The 5440-nt window shown below is 40.7% G+C and carries 5 protein-coding genes and 1 pseudogene; all 6 read left to right on the top strand.

Features of this window, described 5'->3' with window-relative positions; translation table 11 throughout:
* Positions 1–239 (top strand): annotated as a pseudogene (locus F7D73_RS15990) (hypothetical protein); the annotation flags it as partial.
* A 21-nt stretch (positions 240–260) separates the two neighbouring features.
* Positions 261–1175: a FimB/Mfa2 family fimbrial subunit gene (locus F7D73_RS00930; protein ID WP_153121872.1), complete on the top strand. Its 915-nt coding sequence runs from the start codon at positions 261–263 to the stop codon at positions 1173–1175.
* A gap of 61 nt (positions 1176–1236) precedes the next feature.
* Positions 1237–2148: a fimbrillin family protein gene (locus F7D73_RS00925; RefSeq protein WP_153121871.1), complete on the top strand. Its 912-nt coding sequence runs from the start codon at positions 1237–1239 to the stop codon at positions 2146–2148.
* Between the two features lie 32 nt (positions 2149–2180).
* Positions 2181–3170 carry a fimbrillin family protein gene (locus F7D73_RS00920; protein WP_153121870.1) on the top strand — a complete coding sequence of 330 codons (990 nt, stop codon included), beginning with the start codon at positions 2181–2183 and terminating at the stop codon, positions 3168–3170.
* Positions 3170–4699 (top strand): fimbrillin family protein, encoded by a 1530-nt coding sequence (locus F7D73_RS00915; protein ID WP_153121869.1) that lies wholly within the window; start codon positions 3170–3172, stop codon positions 4697–4699. The genes F7D73_RS00920 and F7D73_RS00915 overlap by 1 nt, the downstream gene beginning before the upstream one ends.
* A 236-nt stretch (positions 4700–4935) precedes the next feature.
* A partial coding sequence (locus F7D73_RS00910) for an IS110 family transposase (protein ID WP_153121868.1) occupies positions 4936–5440 on the top strand: 505 nt, incomplete at its 3' end.

Raw genomic sequence — 5440 nt, 5'->3', positions numbered from 1 at the left:
TAGCCGATGATGCCAAGGTGATGAAAGGTTCTACCAACTGGCATTTGGGTTATGGCGCTGACTTGCAGGTTAGCTACCAACTGACCTCTTGCTTAAAACTTGGCATCTATTCCGGTTTGACTCGTCTTACTGGCGAACGTATGGACGGAATGCCAGAGCATCTGCATAAGAACAATTTTGTTTGGGAAAGTGGAGTAAGGTTGGGATTCTGCTTACCTTTCAACAATTATCAACAGTAACCCATAAAATACGGATAGAAAATGAAAGCAAAAAGAAGATTTAATATTTGGTTATGGGTGCTGCTATGCGTCCCATGCCTGTTGGCAAGCTGCGACCATGATGTTCATGATGATGAGGATGAGGGTGGTTTGTCAGTATCGCTCACTTGGGCAGATGAAGCCGACCAAGGTACGGAAGTGAAGGACGTGAAGCTCTGGATATTCAATGCCGATGACGGTTCCTTAGTTGAGGAAAAACATCATGGTAGTGCGCAGGAAGTAGCAAGCCAACGCTTTGCTCTTCCTGTAGGGCATTATCAGATTCTGGCTGCCACTAACCTTATAGAACCATTCTTTATCGGTGAGGCTACAAGGGCGACCCTCAACATGAACCAACTCATGTTTGGATTGTCCAATCCAAGTGCCTCTCCCGACCATGCCTATTATGGTGTCACGGACATCGGTATAGACAAATCAAATGTCAACTACATAACCAAAAATGAAATGCGCCATATACTTGCAGAATTGACCATCTTCATTGAAGGAGTTCCTGACAATTTTGCAATGATAGGTAAGGTTCTGAATGTGGCAACCGGACTCCTTCCCCTGCAAAAGAATGAGGATGGAACATTCGGGACGGCAAGCTATACCAAGGAAGAGTGTGATATACCTTTGAGAATCGCAGTGCCTGGCGAAACTTTAAAAACGGAAACATTACGCTTGATGCCGACAGCCAATGGTTTTCTTACCACCCGGCTGTTTATACAGCTGATTGCTCCTAATGGAACTGTTAGCAACTACGACATCGAAGCTCCAATCATGAAGTCTGGAGGCAAGTATCAGATAAACTTGGAATACGAGGAGATGAAACCTTATATGTATCTTACGAGCACGAAGATAGATGATTGGACTGAGGGATGGATTTATCGTGGTGAAATCCTGAATCCTGAAGATTAAGCAACCCTATCATTTAAGCAAGAATCAAAACAAGAATATAAACATAAAATAGTAAAAGACAATGAAAAAGAAGACTTATCTCATTGCCCTGATGGCAATGGCTTTGACATTGGGCAGCTGTTCAGACAACGAGAATGGTATCGGAGGCGAGACCTCCAAGTACATCACCGTTTCTACCAGTATCGGCAATATGACACGTGTTGCCACAGATGCGAATGGCGGTCAAACCTTTGAGGAGGGTGATGAAATCAGCGTGTATGCCTGGATAGGTGCCCCAACTGTAGCTCCAGAGACACGCGAGCGTGTGGTGAATAACGCCATCAACAAGTTGACTAACGGTTCATGGGTATCAACTCCGCAGATGCTGTGGAAGAACAACCGTGACAAACATTATTTCATCGGTGTGTATCCTACAGCAGCAATATCCGATTTTACAGCTAGCGAATATAAGCTTGATGTTACGAAACAGGAGGATAGCGACCTTTTGGTGGCAGTCAACAAAGATGGCATATCCTATAATGCCGATGAACAGCAAACGGTGCCATTAGCGTTTACTCATGTGATGTCGAAGGTGATAGTCAATATACAATATCGCAATCAGTTTGGTGGTAAGCCTACCGTAGAGAGCCTTGTTGTTAAGAATGCCGCATCTGATGCCTCTGTCAATCTCTTGACCAAGACTGTAACTGTAGCTACAGATGCTGCTCGCACCGACATCAGTATCCCTGTAATCAAGGAAAATGAAAAATATGAGTCTATCATGATACCACAATCAGGCATTACCAAGATTGTTGTTAATATAAATGGCAAGCAATATGTCTACACTCATCCTACTGATATCAAACTGGAGGGTGGCAAATATACGGTAGTAAATCTCATTGTAGGTCGTGACGAGATTACTCTTGGCAATGTAAGCATCACTGATTGGGGCGAAGGAGAAAACATCAATGGTGGTGAAGCGCAAACAGATTAAAAGATTTGTATAATATTTAAAATTATAAAGTCATGAAGATAGATAAAATATTAGTGGCAGCAGCAATGGCTCTTGGATTCGTTAGCTGCTCAAGTGAAGGAGAATTGACACCTGCTATAGATACATTGAAAGATACTCCGTTGCAGATTAATGCATCTGTAGCAGGTATGAAAACACGTGCAGGATATGATGCTAATAGCGTACCTAACCAATTCTATCTTAAGATAAGACAAGGTCTTAAAGAGCAAAAAAAATATTGGTATGATGTTGTCATGAAACTGGAAAATGGCCAATGGGTCGCTTATAATGCTGAAAACGAGACTGAAACGGTTCAATTACTTCGAGCAGGATATAATATAACTTGCGATCTCTATCCTTCTACATTTCCTGGATACGAACTGGATGAAAGCAATAACCAGATTAAATCTATAGAATTAGAGGTTCTGGCAGACCAAAGCTTAGATGCCAGTGTCAAGGCAAGTGACCATTTGTATGCCTTTAACCAAGATAAAAATATGGAGGTTAAGGCTATTGAGTTAAAATTGGAACATCAAATGTCAAAACTCTCCCTAGAGTTGACTTTGGGTAGTCAATATGAAGAGGAGCAAAATCCTGTCGAAGACATGCAGATTGTAGGAACTAAGAGAAAAGTAAAATGGTCAGATGGAAATTCGTTTGTTAGTGATGACGCTTCTGCTGAGCCAATTATACCATATCTTGCGGGTTACACCAAGCCTACGGATGATTCCCCAAAAGCGAAAGTTTGTTATGAGGTGATTTTAGCTCCACAGACTGTTGAGGCAGGAAACTTTGGTGTTGAATTTAATGTTTTAGGCAAAACTTATCGTTGGTACAGTGATGCTGCTGTTAAATTGAAAGAAGGCACTCAATACACATTGCAACTGACGGCAGGAAAAGATCAGGCTAATCTTGTAGAAGTTACATCTAAGGCTTGGAATACAAAACACAAAAACGAGAATAATGAAGAAGTGGACAACAAGTCGGATATAGAAACCTTTTAATGACTAGAAGTATGAAAATTATAAATAAATACATATTGGTGGCTGCAGCTTCTCTATCTGTTGTTGCGTGTAGCCAAGATGATGGCTTGTCAAATAGCTATCTTAAAGATTTGGATGCTGTTCACATTACAGCCCAAGTGGGAAGCAATGAAGCTACAGGTGGCTTTATTTCTCGCTCCAATCCATTGGGTAGTGAAGTTGAACAAGCAAAGTTTAATGAAGGCGATGCCATTTCTGTTGTTGCAGATAACCAAGATGCCGTTATTTATTCTTATGATGGTACCAGTTGGAGTCCAAAAGAAAAAGGTCTGCACTTAGTTTGGAATAGTAACGAGATGAATTTTAAGGCTTTTTATCCTGCAAATGCTAATGATGCTTCTTTTACAGACTTCACACTACCTACTGCATACAATAGCTTAGAGAACTTGGCTTTGGGTGACTATATGACATTTAGTGGTAGCCGCAAGCGTAGTTCCGATAATGATGGCGTGAACTTGGAAATGGAGCGCAAAATGGTGCGCATCGTTGTCGGCCTAAGAGATGTTAATGTTTGGGGAGACACGATGGATGAAGGGTTGGAACTGACAGAAGTAACAATCCATCCTAATACAAATGGATATTCCAATGGTGAAGTTGTTCCCGCTGATTCAAAAGATGTTAGTGTGAAAGCGTACAAACACACTGATGGTAAGTTTTATGCGCTTATTACTCCGACAATGCCAGTGTCGGATATGTATAATTATTTGCTTTTCATGACAGTAAAGGTGGCAAAGCCTGATGGCACAGGTGAGCAAGAATTTGAAGTTAGGCGCATTCCACATACAGGTACAGAAGCTGGTAGTAGCTACGAGTACTTTTTAAAGATTGGTAAGGACGAACTTGTTGTAGATAAAATTACAGTATCTGATTGGAAAACTGGTGAAGCGATTCCTGGTGGCGAGGCTTTAGACGATGTGTCGTTTGTTAAAAAGACGATTGCAGATGCTTTGGCTGCAAATAAAACTGATATAGAATTAACATTGAATAGTTACAACAATAGTAGCGAGCTATCTGCTGCGATTAGAGATGCTCTAAAAACAACCACTGATGGAAGTGTCAATTTAACACTGAAGGGTATTACTTCCTTCCAAACAGGCTTAGATAATTTTATTAATCATTGTAGTAATAAGTTGAAGTCAATTACTTTACCAGATGCTACAGAATTTAGCATGTGGGCATTTGCATCTTGTGATAAGTTGGAGGAAATATATGCTCCAAACGTATCAGTGCTAGGATGTCAAGTTTTTAAGGGTTGTAAAGGATTGAAGAAGATTGCATTGGGAGCTCTTACAAATGTGAATTTGGGGGATGATAGCGAAGCCTTTTTTGGTTTGAATACAGAAAATGTTGATTTGGTCTTGTCTGAATCGCAGAAACAGATGGAGAATCGAAATAATTGGTACTCTACCGAGGAGGATTATAAGTCTACTGATGATTATACGAAAAATTTTTTTTTGGGAAGACAATTCAAGTCTGTGACTTTACAGTAAGTTAAAACGAGATTTACATATAGACTCCTAAGCTGGACAGGAGTATAAGTTGCCCAGCAATTATATCCCCCCGCACTTCACTTTTACCTTTGCACCCGGAATCACGAAAGCTAAAGTTGGTTAATGGGTGTTAAGATGTACTAGTAAGTATCCTAGATATTCTCTATTCACCGATTCAGTCCTTCGCCTACCCAACATTCTTTCTTGATTCCATTAAATTCTAAAATGTTAATAATATGGATAAAGAACTGTATTTTGGCGTAGATGTCTCCAAGAAGACTCTCGACCTTGCTTATTATGATGGTGAAACCATCGATTGGAAGAATGCTCATATTAAGGTGAGCAATGATGATGCTGGGTTCAAAAAGATTGGCTCCTGGGTCGCAAAGGTAGGAAAAGACTTTGATACCTTTTTGTTCTGTCTGGAATATACCGGACTCTATAACCAAAACTTTAGATTATGGTTGGAATCCAAAGAATATATCTATAGTATGGTGGAACCTCGCAAAATGCATCGCTTTGAGCCAGACTTGGATGATGACCAGCGCTCTCTAGACCGTATCAAGACTGATGAACTGGATGCTTTCAGAATAGCAATCTATTGTGAGCAGAACCACAAGAAGATTCTTCGCAATCCCTCCAAGCTTCCCTCACCTGTCTATTTCAAGTTGAAGAGACTGCTGGCTGAGCGTAAGCAGAACACCAAGCAGTCTGTTCTTTACAAGCAACAGCTTCATGATA

This window comes from Segatella copri (assembly GCF_009494395.1).
Classification (GTDB): Bacteria; Bacteroidota; Bacteroidia; order Bacteroidales; family Bacteroidaceae; genus Prevotella.
This window is presented reverse-complemented; position numbering and strand designations above follow the sequence as displayed.